Annotated in this window: 17 protein-coding genes and 1 tRNA gene; 7 read left to right on the top strand and 11 right to left on the bottom strand. The window is 41.1% G+C overall.

Annotated features, from left to right (window positions below; translation table 11 throughout):
* The first annotated feature begins 5 nt into the window (after window positions 1-5).
* From trxA to H8B17_RS14915, 3 genes are all read left to right on the top strand, one after another.
* Complete coding sequence (gene trxA, locus H8B17_RS14925) at window positions 6-323, top strand: thioredoxin (protein WP_190310026.1); 318 nt, start codon at window positions 6-8, stop codon at window positions 321-323.
* Between the two features lie 112 nt (window positions 324-435).
* Window positions 436-999, top strand: a complete 564-nt coding sequence (locus H8B17_RS14920) for a DUF4256 domain-containing protein (RefSeq protein ID WP_190310025.1) — start codon at window positions 436-438, stop codon at window positions 997-999.
* Between the two features lie 44 nt (window positions 1,000-1,043).
* Window positions 1,044-1,277 (top strand): hypothetical protein, encoded by a 234-nt coding sequence (locus H8B17_RS14915; protein ID WP_190310024.1) that lies wholly within the window; start codon window positions 1,044-1,046, stop codon window positions 1,275-1,277.
* Window positions 1,278-1,282: 5 nt separating this feature from the next.
* On the opposite strand, the gene H8B17_RS14910 is transcribed toward H8B17_RS14915, so the two are convergent.
* A complete protein-coding gene (locus H8B17_RS14910) occupies window positions 1,283-2,335 on the bottom strand; it encodes an SMP-30/gluconolactonase/LRE family protein (protein WP_223816597.1) in 1,053 nt (350 codons plus the stop codon).
* 130 nt (window positions 2,336-2,465) lie between these two features.
* Between H8B17_RS14910 and htpG the strand changes: the two genes are divergently transcribed.
* From htpG to H8B17_RS14895, 3 genes are all read left to right on the top strand, one after another.
* Entirely contained in the window at window positions 2,466-4,352 is a 1,887-nt protein-coding gene (htpG, locus tag H8B17_RS14905; RefSeq protein WP_190310022.1) for a molecular chaperone HtpG, read from the top strand.
* A 123-nt stretch (window positions 4,353-4,475) separates the two neighbouring features.
* Complete coding sequence (locus H8B17_RS14900) at window positions 4,476-6,098, top strand: glycoside hydrolase family 32 protein (RefSeq protein ID WP_190310021.1); 1,623 nt, start codon at window positions 4,476-4,478, stop codon at window positions 6,096-6,098.
* 17 nt (window positions 6,099-6,115) lie between these two features.
* The gene (locus H8B17_RS14895; protein WP_190310020.1) at window positions 6,116-6,985 is read left to right on the top strand and encodes a carbohydrate kinase family protein; all 870 of its coding nucleotides are present in this window, start codon (window positions 6,116-6,118) and stop codon (window positions 6,983-6,985) included.
* Between the two features lie 120 nt (window positions 6,986-7,105).
* Here H8B17_RS14895 and H8B17_RS14890 read toward each other — a convergent pair.
* The 4 genes from H8B17_RS14890 to H8B17_RS14875 form a co-directional block, all read right to left on the bottom strand.
* Window positions 7,106-7,179: transfer RNA gene (locus H8B17_RS14890), tRNA-His, on the bottom strand.
* Between the two features lie 132 nt (window positions 7,180-7,311).
* Window positions 7,312-7,719, bottom strand: a complete 408-nt coding sequence (locus tag H8B17_RS14885; protein ID WP_190310019.1) for a hypothetical protein — start codon at window positions 7,717-7,719, stop codon at window positions 7,312-7,314.
* Window positions 7,720-7,744: 25 nt separating this feature from the next.
* Window positions 7,745-9,064, bottom strand: coding sequence for an ABC transporter permease (locus tag H8B17_RS14880; protein WP_190310018.1), 1,320 nt, complete (start codon window positions 9,062-9,064; stop codon window positions 7,745-7,747).
* A complete protein-coding gene (locus H8B17_RS14875) occupies window positions 9,057-9,998 on the bottom strand; it encodes an ABC transporter ATP-binding protein (protein WP_190310017.1) in 942 nt (313 codons plus the stop codon). The genes H8B17_RS14880 and H8B17_RS14875 overlap by 8 nt, the downstream gene beginning before the upstream one ends.
* 374 nt (window positions 9,999-10,372) lie before the next feature.
* Here H8B17_RS14875 and H8B17_RS14870 point away from each other — a divergent pair, with 374 nt between their 5' ends.
* Window positions 10,373-12,586, top strand: coding sequence for an NADP-dependent isocitrate dehydrogenase (locus tag H8B17_RS14870; RefSeq protein WP_190310016.1), 2,214 nt, complete (start codon window positions 10,373-10,375; stop codon window positions 12,584-12,586).
* A 66-nt stretch (window positions 12,587-12,652) separates the two neighbouring features.
* Here H8B17_RS14870 and H8B17_RS14865 read toward each other — a convergent pair whose 3' ends face one another.
* From H8B17_RS14865 to H8B17_RS14840, 6 genes are all read right to left on the bottom strand, one after another.
* Complete coding sequence (locus H8B17_RS14865; RefSeq protein WP_190310015.1) at window positions 12,653-13,237, bottom strand: outer membrane beta-barrel protein; 585 nt, start codon at window positions 13,235-13,237, stop codon at window positions 12,653-12,655.
* Window positions 13,238-13,503: 266 nt separating this feature from the next.
* On the bottom strand, window positions 13,504-14,238 hold the full coding sequence (locus H8B17_RS14860) for a metallophosphoesterase family protein (RefSeq protein ID WP_190310014.1): 735 nt from the start codon (window positions 14,236-14,238) through the stop codon (window positions 13,504-13,506).
* Window positions 14,239-14,242: 4 nt separating this feature from the next.
* The gene (locus H8B17_RS14855; protein WP_190310013.1) at window positions 14,243-14,986 is read right to left on the bottom strand and encodes a nucleotidyltransferase domain-containing protein; all 744 of its coding nucleotides are present in this window, start codon (window positions 14,984-14,986) and stop codon (window positions 14,243-14,245) included.
* Between the two features lie 137 nt (window positions 14,987-15,123).
* Window positions 15,124-16,272: a molecular chaperone DnaJ gene (gene dnaJ / locus H8B17_RS14850; protein ID WP_190310012.1), complete on the bottom strand. Its 1,149-nt coding sequence runs from the start codon at window positions 16,270-16,272 to the stop codon at window positions 15,124-15,126.
* A 4-nt stretch (window positions 16,273-16,276) separates the two neighbouring features.
* Window positions 16,277-16,816, bottom strand: a complete 540-nt coding sequence (locus H8B17_RS14845; RefSeq protein WP_190310185.1) for a nucleotide exchange factor GrpE — start codon at window positions 16,814-16,816, stop codon at window positions 16,277-16,279.
* Window positions 16,817-16,960: 144 nt separating this feature from the next.
* On the bottom strand, window positions 16,961-17,647 hold the full coding sequence (locus tag H8B17_RS14840; protein WP_190310011.1) for a cell division ATP-binding protein FtsE: 687 nt from the start codon (window positions 17,645-17,647) through the stop codon (window positions 16,961-16,963).
* Window positions 17,648-17,651: the final 4 nt, after the last annotated feature.

The raw sequence follows: 17,651 nt of genomic DNA, 5'->3' as shown, positions 1-17,651 counted from the left end.
ATATTATGGCATTAGAAATTACAGACAGCAATTTTGAAGAGCTAGTTCTTAAATCAGACAAACCTGTTTTAATTGATTTTTGGGCAGAATGGTGTGGTCCTTGCCGTATGGTGGGTCCAATAGTAGACGAAATAGCCACAGAATATGATGGGAAAGCGGTAGTTGGAAAGGTGAATGTAGATAATAATCCAGACATTTCTGTTAAATATGGGATACGCAATATTCCTGCGTTATTGTTCTTCAAAAACGGTGAAATTGTTGATAAGCAGATCGGTGCAGTACCAAAATCTGTTTTAGTAGAGAAGTTGAGCAAACAGCTTTAGGAGAGATTCTAAAGAAAATGGAGAAACCGGCTTTATGAGAAGACCGGTTTTTTCTTTTCGCGTAAACTAGATTTATTGTATATTCGTTTTCCTCATTAAATAACATCATATTATGAGTAACAAAACAAGACAGTCTCAAGAACAAATAGACGAACTTCTCGATATCTTGAAAATGCGGTTTGAAAAAAATAAAAGCCGCCATCTAGATTTGGATTGGGCGAAAATACAGGAAAAACTCGTTGCAAGCCCTAAAAAGCTTTGGTCGCTGCGTCAAATGGAGGAAACGGGGGGTGAACCCGATGTGATAGATTACATGAATGAAACGGATGAATATGTTTTTTGTGACTGTGCAGCGGAGAGCCCTAAAGGGCGACGGAGTGTTTGTTATGATCCGGAAGCACTGGAGTCTAGAAAAGAACATAAACCCAAACATAGTGCGGTAGGGATGGCTGCTGAAATGGGTATCGACCTCTTAACAGAAGAGCGTTACCGCTCATTACAAACGCTTGGAAAGTTTGATACGAAAACTTCCAGTTGGCTATGGACGTCATCGGCTATTCGGGGAAACGGCGGTGCTATTTTCGGGGACTGGCGCTACGGTCAGGTGTTTATTTACCATAACGGAGCAGAATCGTATTATGCTGCCCGTGGTTTTCGAGGCATGTTATACGTTTGATATCATTTTTTAAGTATCTTGATGGTTTACTAATATATAGAGCTATGAATTTAAGTAGAGAATTTACACAAGAAGTTAACGGCACGACCATCAGCTTCCAAGTTACATACAATCCTCGCACGCATTTTTTTGCTGTAGTCGAAAACCAGGAAATTCATTATACTTTGGTGTTTGATCCTGCTACAAAAGAGTGGATGACCAAGGATGGCCCTCAACCTGCTATCCCCGTTGATCAACTGGCCCAGTTGGTGCAAAAAAGTTTCGGCGTTTTTGTCTAACGTGTTTAATATTTCAACTTCACACGTAAAATCTTATTACTATTTGTAATGTACAACGTTTTCTCATCGGTAGATAATGCTACGTTGGATGCCGCGTCATCTAGCGCTATTTTACCAAGTACTTTGCCTGTGCTGTCGAATATCCATACACCACCTGGACCGCTTGCATAAACAGTCCCTTTGCTGTCTATTTTAAGCCCATCGGGTAATCCCTTTAATCCGGCCTGTTCATTCGTCGCGCTGTAAAATAATTTTGGAGTCACAACGGTATCAGTTTCAGTCAAATCCAGTACATACCAATCCGCCGCGTTAGGATCGGAATTGCCAATCAACAGCTTTTTTCCGTCTGGGAAGAACGCGATACCATTCGGTTTACTAATCTGATCGGTCAACAATATGACCTTACTATTTTGCTTTATTTTATATACACCGTTAAAAGGTATCTCCTTTTCAGGGTCGTTATCTCCCTGTGTAGGCAATCCGTATGGCGGATCGGTGAAAAATAATTCACCAGCCTTATTATAAACTGCGTCATTCGGACTATTTAGACGTTTATTATCATATCTATCGCCTAGTGTCTCAAACGTAGCCTGAGGTTGCCGCAATGATGCACCCATTCGGGCAACTTGACGGTTGCCGTGTTGGCATAACACCAAATTTTCCGCATTATCCAACAATAAACCGTTGCTGCCTGGCTCTTTCCGTCGGTTGGGATTGTCACCCGTATCGCCACTTGGCTTTAGATAAACTTCACTTCCAGTTTCTGCTGTCCATTTGTAAATTGTATTCGTGGGTACATCCGAAAACAATAACATTTGCTCACTTTCCACCCATAATGGTCCTTCACTCCATTCGAAGCCTTCGGCAATAATTTCTGCTGTTGCGGAGCTATCGATAATGGCATCTAAAGCTGGATCATAGCGTATTACGCTGCCGATTGTTTCGTATCTCATCTGTTCAGATTGGTGTGGGGTATTACAGGCGAATATTGTTGTCAAAATATAAGCAATAAAGGTAGGTTTCATCATAGGTATATCTTTTACGAATTGTTTTTCCATTTTTACGATTCATGCCTGTCTAAATTACATTTTTTCTTTCGATAACTGTCATCCTGTCCTAAAAAAGACAAATGGAATACTCCTTGATAAAGCTATTACTGATTTTTTATAGACAAAAACTAAAAGATATATGCAAGAAAAAGGTAGTATTTCGATCCATACCGAGAATATTTTTCCGGTGATCAAAAAGTTTCTTTATTCGGATAACGAAATCTTTTTACGTGAGTTGGTCTCCAACGCTGTTGATGCTTCTCAAAAAATAAGGAGGTTGTCCTCTTTAGGAAAGTTTCAAGGTGAGTTGGGCGATCTGACCATCGACGTGAAGTTTGATGAAAACGCCAAAACGATTACCATCTCCGATCGTGGTATCGGTATGACGGCAGAAGAGATTAAAAAATACATTAACCAAATAGCATTTTCGGGTGCTACAGAGTTTATGGAAAAATTTAAAGAAGCAAACGATGCCAACGAGATTATCGGTAGGTTTGGTCTTGGCTTCTATTCTGCTTTTATGGTAGCCGACAAAGTGGAAATTCAATCGCTATCCCATCAAGAAGGTGCGGAGCCAGCTCACTGGACCTGTGATGGTAGTACCTCTTACGAGATCAGTGAAGGTACACGTACAGAACGGGGTACCGATGTCATTCTCCATATCAACGAAGAATCGCAAGAGTTCTTGAATGAAGGCCGTCTGAGCGAGATTTTGAATAAATATGCTCGTTTCTTACCTGTTCCTGTACGGTTTGGAACAAAAACAGAATCGGAACCCGACGGAGAAGATGAAGAAGGTAAACCAAAATATAAGTCTGTAGAAGTTGATAACATCATCAACAATACAACACCGGCATGGACGAAAGCACCATCTGAGCTAAAAGATGAAGATTATTTAGCATTCTATCGCGAACTGTATCCGTATTCGATGGACGAACCTTTGTTCTGGATTCACCTCAATGTTGATTATCCATTTAACTTAACGGGTATTCTGTATTTCCCGAAAGTGAAGAACGAAATGGACATTCAGCGGAATAAAATTCAGTTGTATTCCCGCCAGGTATTCATTACCGACGAGGTGAAAGACATCGTGCCGGAATTTTTGATGTTGCTACAAGGTGTCATCGACTCACCGGATATTCCATTGAACGTATCCCGTTCGTTCTTACAGGCGGACAGCAACGTGAAGAAGATTAACAACTATATCACGAAGAAAGTGGCCGACAAGCTGAACGAGATATTCAAAGCCGACCGTAAAAACTTTGAACAAAAATGGAACGATATAGCGCTCTTTATCAAATATGGTATGCTGAGCGATGAGAAGTTTGCGGAAAAAGCGAATGATTTCTGTTTGTTGTCTAATATGGACAAAGAGAGCTTTACGCTGAAAGAATACTACGAAAAAGTAAAAGATATTCAAGTCGATAAAGATGGTAATATTGTGTACTTATATACCAACGACCCATTACAACAGGATGGCTTTATTGCGTCGGTGAAAGAGAAGGGCTACGATGTATTGGTCCTAGATGGCCAATTGGATAACCATTTCGTGGGTTATTTGGAACAAAAAGGTGGCGAGAAAGTCCAGGCAAAGCGTGTGGATGCGGATGTTGTTGACAAATTGATCCAGAAAGAAGAAACGCAAACGCTAAGCTTATCGGAAGAAGAATCCAAGAAAGCATCTGAAATCTTTGAGAAAGCGATTTCTAGAGCTGATATGAAAGTGGAAGTTGACGCGTTAAACACGGATGGTCTCCCTGTTTCGGTTACAGAAGACGAGTTTATGCGCCGGATGAAAGATATGGCGAAAACAGGTGGAGGAATGGGCTTCTACGGCACTTTGCCTGATAATTATAAGGTAACTGTCAATGGGAACCATCCCTTGATCAAACGCATTTTGGAAAGCTCCGAAGAGGAAGGAACGCAACTAGCGAAACAGGCTTTTGATTTAGCCTTGTTATCTCGTGGTCTGTTAAAAGGTGGGGATTTGACTTCGTTTATTAAGCGTAGTGTAGGGATGATTTAAGAATAATATGGGTTGGCCAACGGCCAACCCATTATTATTTTGCAACTTCGTTTATATACAAATTATAAACGTAAAATGATAATCCCCATAAGCAAAAAAAGGACGTACACAATCTTGTTCTTGATGACGATGTTATTCACATCAATTACACCGTCATCCGCCGCAGAAATATCGATCAAGATAGAGAAGCAGTATCTCAATTTTCCAATAGCACAAGAAACAGAGCGTTCTAAAATGACTTTCGCTACCGGTCAAGGCTCCACATGGTCTGTGGTAGTACGTTTGACTGCGGGGCAACCAGACTATTGGGTTTTTTATGACGTAACGCACCTAAAAGGACAAACCTTAAAAATAACGTATGAGGGCGATCCAAATGGTTTGTCGCAAATCTATCAGTCCGATCAAATTCATGGACAAGAAAACCTATATAAAGAAGTCAACAGACCCCAATTTCATTTTACGACAAAACGAGGATGGATCAACGACCCAAATGGGTTAATCTTTCACGATGACGAATATCATCTTTTTTATCAACACAACCCAATGGAGCGCGAATGGGAGAATATGCATTGGGGGCATGCCGTTAGTAAAGATTTGATCCATTGGGAAGAGTTACCGACCGCTTTGTATCCAGATGAGCTTGGAACCATGTTTTCTGGATCGGCGGTGATCGATCACGACAATACTGCTGGTTTTAACTGCGGGGATACCGCTGCAATGATCGCATTTTATACAGTAGCTAGTCCGGATCGACAAGTACAATGCATGGCTTATAGCTTAGATAACGGTAGATCATGGACGAAATATGGAAACAACCCTCTCATTGATTCTAAAGAAAAATGGAATAGCGTAGACACGCGCGACCCCAAAGTGTTTTGGCATGCGCCGTCCATGCGTTGGGTTATGGTGTTGAACGAGCGTGATGGACATTCGATCTATACTTCTCAAAATTTGAAGGATTGGCAGTACCAAAGTCATGTTACCGGATTCTGGGAATGTCCCGAACTTTTCGAGTTACCGGTTGATGGCGATGAGAATAATAAGAAGTGGATTATGTATGGCGCCACGGGAACTTACATGATCGGTTCTTTTGATGGTCGGGTATTTACACCTGAGGCGGGGAAATATTATTATTGTTCTGGTGCACAATATGCGGCACAGACATTTAACAATATTCCACAAACGGACGGTAGACGTATCCAGATAGGTTGGGGACGCATATCACAGGGCGAGGAAGCTTTTAACGGCATGATGATGCTCCCCACAAGCCTTAGTTTGCGTACGACCAAAGAGGGGCCACGCCTTATCGTTAAACCTGTAACGGAAGTAGAGCAATTGTTTACACAAAACGGTTCGTGGAAAAATCTGACTGCTGAACAAGCTAATAAACATTTAGAACAATACCACGACACCGATCGAATCCGTATAAAAGCGCGCATTAAACTCTCCCATGCAACGGATGCCGGCCTTAGCTTGAATGGACAGCGAATCGTGAACTATGATATGAATGGTAACATGTTAAATGGGATGTTCTATTCGCCCGAAGAGCGTACCAGCATGACGCTTTCTGCTGATATTTTTATCGACAGAACGTCTGTGGAGGTATTCTTTGACGACGGTGTCTATACGTCGTATCAAGAACGTAAGGCTAATACGAACGACAAACAAGGGTTTCATTTCTTCGGCAATAATATACAAGTGGAAGAATTGGAAATTTACGAAGTAAAATCAATCTGGACACCATAGCATAAAAAAAGCAACAAATGATATCTAAAGAAGAACATATAGTTTTAGGTGTAGGCGAATTATTATGGGATTTGCTACCTTCTGGTAAACAAGTTGGCGGTGCGCCGGCCAACTTTGCGTTTCACGCCAATCAGGCGGGAGTGAGGGCATTCGCTTTAAGTGCTGTTGGCAACGATGGCTTAGGTAACGAGTTGATGGAGCAGTTGCGGCAACACCAGATCGATCATCTATTACCTGTCGTGGATTTCCCTACCGGGACTGTTCAGGTGGTGTTGCAGAATGGTATCCCAAATTATTTTATTCAAGAGAATGTAGCTTGGGATCATATTCCCTTCACGCCGGAAATGCGGAGTCTTGCTGTAGAGGCAGATGCTATTTGTTTTGGAACTTTAGCATTACGAAATACGATGTCAAGAGATACCATTCAGCGATTACTCCGCGTTGCACGATCTCCAGCTATCTTGCTGTTCGATATCAATTTGAGACAAAACTTTTATGACAAGCCGTTGATTGAAGATATGTTGAATAGGGCGAATGCGCTAAAACTGAATGATGATGAGGTCGAAGTACTGATTCGTATGTTTTCACTACCAGAAGATGCTGATGAGGCCTGCCAAGTATTGATCGCCCGGTTTAATCTTCGTTTATTGATTTTTACTGCCGGTGCAAAATACAGCACCGTCTATTATCAAGGCGAGCGATCGCATCAATCCACACCACAGGCAAATGTGCAGGATACTATAGGAGCCGGCGATTGTTTTGCAGGTTCTTTAATAGCTTGTCTATTGCGTGGTATGTCTTTGTCATCAGCCCATGCCTATGCGGTTGATGCTGCTGCTATGGTGTGTCAACATGCTGGCGCGTGGATTGTGCATAATACTCATTAATAAAAAACTAGAACCTTTACACCATCTATAGCGATATTCTATAAAAAAGGCGCGATTGACAAAGGATGTATAGTGTGATCAGAAAACAAAAAAAGCCTCTCTTTTCAGAGAAGCTTTTCGGGTGAGTAATGGGGCTCGAACCCACGACCCCTAGAACCACAATCTAGTGCTCTAACCAACTGAGCTATACCCACCGTGATTTTGATGACACAAAAGTAGGACAATTCCCCATATACTCCAAATATTTTTAAACAAAAAACATAGGCGTAGGGCGAATAAGTTCATTTATAATGAGATAATTTTTATTAATCAAAAATAGACAGGAATTACTTCATATTAATGACCTCGTCTACGATATACCGCGTGTTACCACGCCAAGGTAGAACCCCATGATATTCTCTGTAATGAAGGTCAAAATATTTGCCACTATTTAGTTCAAGTATCTTGAATATGGAATCATTTTCTATCGAAAATTCAAATTCATTGCTCGATACACCACTGCCCGTTTGTGTCCGTAATCCTTCTTGAATCAGTTTACCTTCATACGTTTTAAAAAGGTTTCCCTTTTTCACGGCAAAATTGAGATAGCCCGATTTCACTCCCTCACCAAATACGAAATAGTATCTATAGTAGACCCAGCCACTGGCGGCAAGAAATACAATGATAAGTAACCAGGTCAGGATTTTCCCGAAAACGCCCGACCTTTTCTTTTCTGTGTTCTGAGATGCTGTCATGATGTTTTTTATTCTATTCGATGTATTATTTCTTATAACTAAACCATTTTAGAAGTTCTTTTAAGCTTGCTTTTTTTCCGTACATCAGGATTCCCACGCGGTATATACGTGCGGCAAACCAAGTCGTGACAATAAATCCGCCAACCAACAACGCCGCCGATAGCACGATTTGCCAGGTAGGTACACCAAAGGGAATACGCACCAACATCGCAACAGGGGATGTAAATGGGATCATACTTAACCAAGTAGCGATACTTCCATGCGGATCGTTGACGAGTACGCCAAATGATAAAACATAGGGTATCAATAACGGCATGGTTATCGGCATGGTAAATTGTCCCGCTTCCGTTTCACTATCCACGGCAGACCCAACAGCAGCGAATAAAGCACTATACAGAAGATACCCCCCAAGAAAGAAAACAAAAAAGCAGATCGTAAGTTCTGTAAAATTCACGGAATCGAGCGCCGCCACCCAATCAAAGTCCGCATTTGCTGTAGTGGCCTGTTCGCCGGGCAGTTCTGTCATATTACGTCCCATCGCCTCTCGTGCTACCTCCTTATTATCAAACAAAGCGGTAGAAAGGATGGTTATCAGGATCAGAGAGAGAAAGATCCAAAGTATAAATTGCGTTATACCGACCATACCGATTCCAATGATTTTTCCCATCATCAACTGAAACGGTTTTACCGACGATATGACAACTTCCACAATACGATTTGCTTTTTCTTCGATGACACCCCGCATCACTTGGGTGCCAAAGAGAACAAGGGAAAGATAGATCAGAAAACATAATCCCATAGCTATACCCATCGCAACTTCCGTATGACTATCTTTGGCGTCTCCTGTTTCCGTGATCTCTTTAGCAGCAATCTGTATGTTGTCGTCAATATGACGAATACTATCCACATTCAATCCCATTTTACGATACTGTTCGTTGCGTATAATTTCCCGGAGCTGCGATCTAACTTCATTTTGTGTACCTATATTCGGTTTCCCAGAAGATAACAATTCGATTTTCCTGGCGGTATAAAAGTCAGCAGGTATGATAAGCAAGTTCGTATTCTTGGCGCCGTTCTTTAAGTTCTTGATCTGCTCCTGTAAATCAGTATTCGATAAAGAATAGGTAATGTTCTTGTTATTTTTTAATTGCTCCGATACAGAGCCTTCTTCGTCGATGATATGTACAATTGCGTGTGTATCTTCATAACTCTGTTTGGTGAGAAAAAATATAGCCGCATACATGCCAATAAATAGCATAGGAACAAGAAAAGTCACAAGTAAAAAAGACTTTTTCTTTACACGGCTCACATATTCCCGATTGATGATTAATATTATCTTATTCATAATGGGGAAACTTACTAGTGGATGATTCTGTAACGTGGTCGATGAAAATATCATGCATAGAGGGAACAACTTCCCTTATCTGTCGAATGTCAACTTGATTTATTAGAAATAATAATATGTTGTTTAGTGTGCTGTCATTTTTTAAGCGAATCGTAACTTCATGGTTGTCGATTGCTGTTTTCTCTTCTATCACGTCAAATAACGATGTTTCTGAAAAGTTAGGAACTTGTCCATCGTGTTGTACGCTGAACTCGATCACGTATACTTGTTGTTGGTAAGAACGTTTTATTTCTCTGACGGGGCCATCCAATACTTTTTTTGCTTTGTTGATCAATGCAATATAATCACAAAGCTGTTCGACAGATTCCATTCGGTGTGTCGAGTAAATAATAGTCGCACCTTTTCTGTTCAGTTCAAGAATCTCCTCCTGTATTACCTGTGCGTTAACGGGATCAAAACCGGAAAAAGGTTCGTCGAGGATAATAAGATCTGGCTCATGTACCACTGTAGCTACAAACTGTACCTTTTGTTGCATACCTTTGCTGAGATCTTCCACTTTTTTGTTCCACCAATTTTCGATCTGTAACTTTTCAAACCATTTCCGAATTCGCAGCGTCGCGTCACCCTTGGAGAGCCCTTTGAGCTGCGCTAGATAAAGCATTTGTTCGCCGATTTTCATTTTTTTATATAAACCGCGTTCTTCAGGTAGATAGCCGATGCGTTCGATATGTTTGGGGTGAAGAAGTTGACCGTCAAAATAAATTTCTCCGCTATCAGGGGCAGTAATCTGGTTTATAATACGGATAAGGGAAGTTTTTCCCGCGCCATTGGGGCCTAGTAGACCAAAAATACTGCCTTTCGGTACGTGCAACGATATGTCATCTAGCGCACGGTGATGGCTATATTGCTTAACGATGTGACGAATGTCTAGCATACAATGTATAATTTGTTGTTAAACCTAAATAAAATGCTTTACATTCGCTAGCCGAATGTTAAAAATGTTAAATGAGTTTATGCATGCTTTTAAAAATACACAAAAATGGCATAATGCTAACGTTAAAATATTATTTATGAGTGTATACCTTCAACGGCATTAATCATATGTTTTTTAATTGTGCTCCTGAATCGAATGGAACGAAGTCATCAGCGTTATGGGGTTTATTCGATCACGACAGCCATAAAAGATAATTTATAGAGAAAATAAACATATGATTCCAGAAATTAAGGAAGAGTTTAGGGATAACGCGTACTTCCAATTTTGCATTCAAATACGTATCTTTAGGCGAATTTTTATTTCAATAGAAAATTATGTCATCCAAAATTATTTACACAAAGACAGATGAAGCGCCGTTATTGGCAACCTATTCGTTTTTACCCATTGTACAAGCGTTTGCTAAAACAGCCGGTATAGAAGTAGAATTAAGAGATATCTCGTTGGCCGGACGTATATTGGCTAACTTTTCCGATTACTTAGCCCCAGACCAAAAGGTATCTGACGCGCTCGCGGAGTTGGGGCGGTTGGCAAGCACACCAGAAGCTAATATTATCAAATTACCAAATATTTCGGCTTCCATCCCGCAATTAAAAGGGGCAATTACGGAATTGCAAAAAGCAGGTTATAATGTGCCTAACTATCCGGACACACCGGAGAATGCAGATGAAGAAACAATAAAAGCAACTTATGCGAAAGTGTTGGGTTCCGCGGTCAATCCCGTATTGCGGGAAGGAAACTCAGATCGTAGAGCGCCGAAAGCCGTGAAAAATTATGCCAAAGCAAATCCGCATAGTATGGGAACGTGGTCTGCAGATAGCAAAACTAAAGTGGCCTCTATGTCGGACGGTGATTTCTATGCGACAGAAAAATCAGTTACCGTAGACAATGAAACGCAATTCAAAATTGAGTTTGTAGGCGAAGACGGAAGCGTAAAAGAATTGAAAGGTTTAGCGAGTTTGAAAGCAGGAGAGGTTATTGACTCCTCCGTAATGAATTTGGCAAAACTCAAAGCATTCGTAGCGGAAACCATTGCAGAGGCAAAAGCTGCAGGAGTATTATTCTCAGCGCACTTAAAAGCCACCATGATGAAGGTATCGGATCCGATCATATTCGGTGCGATAGTCGACGTCTATTTTAGAGACGTATTTGCAAAATATGCGGATTTATTTGCTGATCTTGGGATCAACAAAAACAACGGTCTAGGTGAAGTATATGCCAAGATTGCCGGACAACCGCAAGAAGCAGAAGTGAAAGCCGCTATCGAAATGGCGATTAAGAATGGTCCTGATTTAGCTATGGTTAATTCAGATAAAGGCATTACCAATTTACATGTACCGTCAGATGTAATTGTCGATGCCTCTATGCCAGCAATGATTCGTACCTCTGGTCAGATGTGGAATAAAGAAGGTAAGCAACAAGACACTATTGCCGTTATTCCAGACCGTTCGTATGCGGGTGTATATGCCGCGGTAATTGAAGATTGTAAAGTGAATGGCGCTTATGATCCGAAAACAATGGGTTCTGTTCCGAACGTAGGATTAATGGCGCAGAAAGCCGAGGAATATGGTTCACATGACAAAACTTTCCAGGCCACTGCTAAAGGAACAATTCGCGTAGTTGACGCATCCGGCAATGTATTTATGGAACAGCCAGTAGAAGAAGGAGATATATTCCGTATGTGCCAAACGAAAGATGCTCCTATTCAGGATTGGGTGAAATTAGCTGTAAATCGTGCGCGTCTATCAGATACCCCCGCGGTGTTTTGGTTAGATGAAAATCGAGCGCATGACCGTGAAATCATTGAAAAAGTAAAAAAATATTTGGCTGATTTTGACACAACAGGTCTAGATCTTCGTATATTATCACCAATCGAAGCGGCTAAATTCTCGGTAGAACGTATTCGCAAGGGGCTAGACACAATTTCCGTAACCGGAAATGTGCTGCGTGACTATTTAACAGATTTATTCCCCATCCTAGAACTAGGAACTTCAGCAAAAATGTTGTCTATTGTTCCGTTGATGAATGGTGGCGGTTTGTTTGAGACAGGCGCAGGTGGATCTGCACCTAAGCATGTGGAGCAATTTGTTGGAGAAGGTTATCTCCGCTGGGACTCATTGGGTGAATTTTTAGCCTTAGGTGCATCACTTGAACATTTGTCGCAAACGCAGGAAAATGCCAAAGCACAGGTATTGGCTGATGCGTTAGATCTGGCTACGGAAAAGTTCCTTGCTAACGATAAGTCGCCTGCGCGTAAAGTAGGACAAATTGATAACAGAGGTTCGCATTTCTATTTAGCGTTATATTGGGCGGAAGCATTGGCTTCACAATCTGAGGATGCTGATCTAGCGTCTAAATTTGGTGATTTGAAGAAAGTGCTGGAAGGAAATGAGGCAAAAATCAATGAGGAATTGATCGGAGCACAAGGTAAGCCACAAAATATTGGCGGATATTATTTCCCGAATGATACATTGGCCTCCAAAGCCATGCGTCCTTCCGCGACATTTAACGCGGAGATAGACGCATTTTAGATATAAAAAAAGAGCCGGTCGTAAAGACTGGCTCTTTCCATATATGTGTTGTTACAATTTTATTTATTAGAAATAAAATTGTACACCTACTGTTGGAGCTAATGAGTTCGCATTTAAACCGAAAGTGTTCACTGTAGTTTTTGTTCCACCTGTCGGCTCCACATTGCTAGAGTTATAATATAAACCTCTTACTTTAAACTCTAATCCAATTTTTGATGTAGGGAAATACGCGATGCCTGGAGCTAATTCTACACCATAGCTAGAAACATCAGCTACTTTGTCACCATTTTCTTTCATATTACCCCATCCCATAGGCACAGAAAGCTGTCCGAAGAATCTTACCGGACCATTTGCTGAATACCATCTACCAAAAGGAGCAACAGCAAACAATCCTGTTGTAGCGTCATCTGTTCCGTCTTCAACCTTATTCCATTGATAACCTAGACCCAAGCCTACTGCAATATTGTCGGCAACGAAATAGCCTGCTGAAGGCATGATGTTGAAACTAGTAGACTTATCGTCGGCATCTTTGACAGATTCAGTATCGAATCCCAATCCTCCTCCAACAACAAATTTACCTTTTTCAGTCTGTGCTTGTGAAGCAAATGTTAAGGCTGCTACCGCCGCCAATGTTAGATAAAACTTTTTCATGTTATTTAATTTAATTTGTTTTTTTAATTTGACTTTTCGTCAATTTAATTCAGTTTATTCAATAGATGTGCCAGTCGATCACCAAAAATGTCACCGAATTGTTTGTTTGTACAACCAGTTGATTTTAATGAAGTTAGTTTTAATTAAATATTAAATTATTGTTAATAGAATATTTTTAGAGCGTGTGACACAGCGTGTCGTAGGGCGATTTGGCAGAAAGAAGCTATATTGGCAGTGTAATAATGGCAGAAGTTACGTCTGCAAGCCTATACCTCGACAAGCAAATATGAAGCGTCCAGGTGTTCTTTTCTTAAGACGGGGAGTGCTACGTTATATACAGGTATCTTGGTCGTCGTAGATCCGTATAATTTGCCTGAATGGGCATGTCCATGAAAAGCCGCAGAAACCTGACGTCGGATAAGTGGTTCTACAAGGTGAGTGGATCCTAAAAAAGGAAACAATTGCTCCGGTTCTCCTTCGATCGTCTCTTTAATAGGAGCGTAATGTAAAATCGCGACTTTGGGCAACTCAGGATGCTCTTGTTCCAGTCGCGTAAGAGCACGATCTAATTGTAGCGATTCATGGACGACCTCGTGTACGTATTGCTTCATCATATCCTCTCCAAATATGGAAAGCATATATTGGTCAAATCCTCCACCAAATCCTTTTACACCCGCAAACCCCACGTTCTCGGCCACAGTAGATTCACCGTCTAAAATTATCATATTATGTTCCGAGAGAATTTGCTTAATAATTTTTTGCCGTCCCTTTTCATAATCATGGTTTCCTAAAACGCCGATTACCGGAATTCTTAAGATATCCAATTGTTCGCCGAGAATCTTTGCTTCGTCCTCATCGCCGGTATCTGTCAGGTCACCACATATAAGCAAAACATCTGCTTCTTCGGATGCTTTTTCAAAGGTTGCTCGCAAACTGCCATGGTCGGTTATTTTAGTATGAATATCAGCCATAGCAGCAATTGTTGTTTTTTTATCCCTCATGCTATTAAATTGTCGTTATCGTATAAGATTTATAATCCCATTCCTTGATATCTACTTGATACTGTGTTTGATCAATTAGTGGACCTCGGCACACCTTTTCTAATGGAGGCGGAAGATCATATTGTTCAGCTGCGCGAGCCATAAGCTCGTCGAAAAGCCATTTGGGGATGATATCGCGATAATCTGCTGGATATACAAACTGAAAAATCAGAAGCTGCGCTAACAATAAGTGCCAGTGCGGACTCAAACGTTGTAATAACAGTTCCCAATCTACGTTTTTACCGTATTTTAAAAGGATGTGGTTGATGTCTGCATTGTCATTCCTTTCCCGATTCTGTACGTATATTTTACACCAAATTAGTTCTTCTACCGGTATAAATTGTACAGGTACATCTGCAAATGTACCTGTCGACGCTCTTTCATGCCAAGAATCATCTACTGTGCAAATATTACTGGCAGTATCAAAAATGATGTCGATGAAATATTCACCATGAAAAACTTTTGCGAGCCAGCGGGCGTCGGTTAATTGGGTCTCATAACCTTGCGCGGCGAAATATTTCAATATTTTAGGGTATTCGCTACTCTTACAAAAGATATCTAAATCTTTCGTGTCGCGGAATATGCCCGTATAGTGGAACATCGCAAAAGCTCCGCCCAACATAAATTGGCATTCGCTGTCACGAAGTAATTGGAGGGCATCTCGATAAAATGCTTCCGATGCTTGCTTTTGTTCCGGTGTTGTTATCATATGTAATACTTTGTATTTTGAACAATCTACATACGTTTTTGTTCCATTTCATAACAAACCCTATTCGATCCCTTACTATAATATAAAGAAAAACCCCGGAATTCATCCGAGGTTCTACTTAAAAAAAGAAAATTTATTTATTCAAAATATTCTTTGATTCGCTCGAAGAACGACTTTTCACTTTTACCCGGTTGGGGCTTAAAGTTTGCCGACGCTTTTAGTTTTTCCAGTACAGAGCGCTCCTCTGGAGAAACGGCCTTAGGCGTCCAAACATTAACATATACCAATTGATCTCCTTTATGGTAAGAGTTTACTTCCGGCACACCTTTACCTTTTAAACGCAGAATTTTTCCGCCTTGTGTTCCAGGGTCAATCTTTATTTTCGCTTTTCCATCAATAGTTGGTATTTCAACACTAGTACCAAGCGCCGCATCTGCAAAGTTAATGTATAAATCATAAATTACATTGATGCCATCGCGTTTCAACGTTTCGTGTGGTATCTCTTCGATAAGGATGATCAAATCTCCCGGAATACCACCCCTTGGGGCTGCGTTCCCTTTTCCACTCATAGACAATTGCATGCCTTCGCTTACCCCAGCGGGGATGTTGATCGCGATTGTTTCTTCTCCTCTTTCTAAACCCTCACCGCGGCAAGTAGTGCACTTAGATGTGATTTCAACACCTTCACCATTACAAGTAGGGCAGGTGCTTGTTGTTTGCATTTGCCCCAAGATTGTGTTGGTCACACGTCTAACAGATCCCGCACCACCACAAGTCTTACACGTGTGGTAAGATGACTTATCTTTCGCTCCCGTACCACCACAGGTATGACATTGTACTTGTTTGTTTACCTTAACTTTCTTTTCTACACCTTTGGCAACTTCTTCTAAAGTAAGTTTCACCTTAATACGAAGATTGGTTCCCCGCTGCACACGTCGGCCTCCTCCACTGCGGCTTCCGCCGCCAAAGAAACTCTCGAAAGGATGTCCTCCACCGAAGATATCGCCAAACTGACTGAAGATATCTTCCATATTCATGCCTCCGCCACCAAAGCCGGAAGCTGCATTCCCCGCATGACCAAATTGATCATACCGCTGTCGTTTTTCCGTATTGCTTAGTACTTCATAGGCTTCTGCGGCTTCTTTAAATTTCTCTTCTGCCTCCTTGTCATCCGGATTTTTATCGGGGTGGTATTTTATCGCCAGTTTGCGATATGCAGACTTGATTTCAGCCGCATCCGCAGACTTTGAAACCCCTAATATATCGTAATAATCTCTCTTAGCCATCTTCTTATTGACCTATTACCACCTTTGCGAAACGAATTACTTTATCGTTGAGAAAGTAACCTTTTTCCACTACATCTATAACCTTATTTTTTAATTCTTCTGACGGTGCAGGGATGGCGGTAATAGCTTCTTGATATTCCGCATCAAAAGGCTGACCGATGAGATTTTCCATTTCTTTTAACCCTTCATTTACCAACGTCTTTCTAAACTTGTGACTTACCAGTTCGATACCTTCTTTCACCGAGACGATATCTTGGGCCGTTTCCATGGCTGCCAAAGCTCGGTCTAAATCATCTAAAATGGGTAAAAGTTTAGCGAGAACATCTTTGCTGGCAGACTGTATAAGCTCTACTCGTTCTTTAGATGTCCTTTTCTTATAATTGTCGAATTCAGCAAACAGGCGCGTATATTTGTCGTTCGCAGTCGCTAATTCTTGTTGTAAACGTTCTTCTGTTGTTTCTTCAGATGGGGCAGCATTTTCCTCCAAAGTGGGGTCAACGGACGCCAAATTTTCGTCTTGAATATTGTTTTCCTGTTCGTTCATCATATCTATATTATAGCCTACATTAATATCCTTTTGCTGATGCTCAATAATATTGCCAACACAAAGAAAACCGACACCCTGTCAGTCTATTTGAAAATAAACTATCAAAATGTCGGTTTCGTGATGTTCTGTCAGTGCGGCAGTTTATAACGCTACATTATCATATAAAGCCGTATCCGCAGTCTTGATAATGCGCGCCGGCATATTTTTAATAATTTGGTAATCGTGGGTTGCCATCAGTACAGCAGTTCCCGAGGCAGCAATATCTCTTAATAAAAGCACGATTTCTTCCGATGTGGCCGGGTCAAGATTGCCTGTTGGTTCATCAGCCAAGATAATTTCTGGATTGTTCAACAAGGCCCGGGCGATGACCACCCGTTGTTGCTCGCCCCCCGATAGTTCGTGGGGCATTTTACGTAATTTCGATCGTAAACCTACTTTTTCAAGAACATCCAACATCCGGTTTTCTATCAAGCCCCTGTCCGTCCATCCTGTGGCTTTCAGCGCAAATTCTAGATTTTTTTCTACCGTTCGATCATTTAATAAATGGAAATCCTGAAAGACAATACCCAGTTTTCGTCGAAGATAAGGAACGTCGTTTTCATGGAGCTTTTTAAGATCAAAACCTGCCACCATTCCTTCACCGCTGGTAATGTAAAGGTCGCCATATATTATTTTCAACAAACTGCTTTTCCCTGTTCCTGATTGACCAATTAAATAGATGAATTCTCCTTGGTTAATATCGAGATTGACATGGGATAACACCAAATGTTTTTGTTGATATATATCTACGTTTTTTAACTTAATAACTGTATTGTTTGCTGTTGTCATACTG

Source organism: Sphingobacterium arenae (assembly GCF_014692505.1).
Lineage (GTDB): Bacteria > Bacteroidota > Bacteroidia > Sphingobacteriales > Sphingobacteriaceae > Sphingobacterium > Sphingobacterium arenae.
Note: the sequence above shows the minus strand (reverse complement) of the source record. Positions and strands in the feature narration are given on the sequence as shown.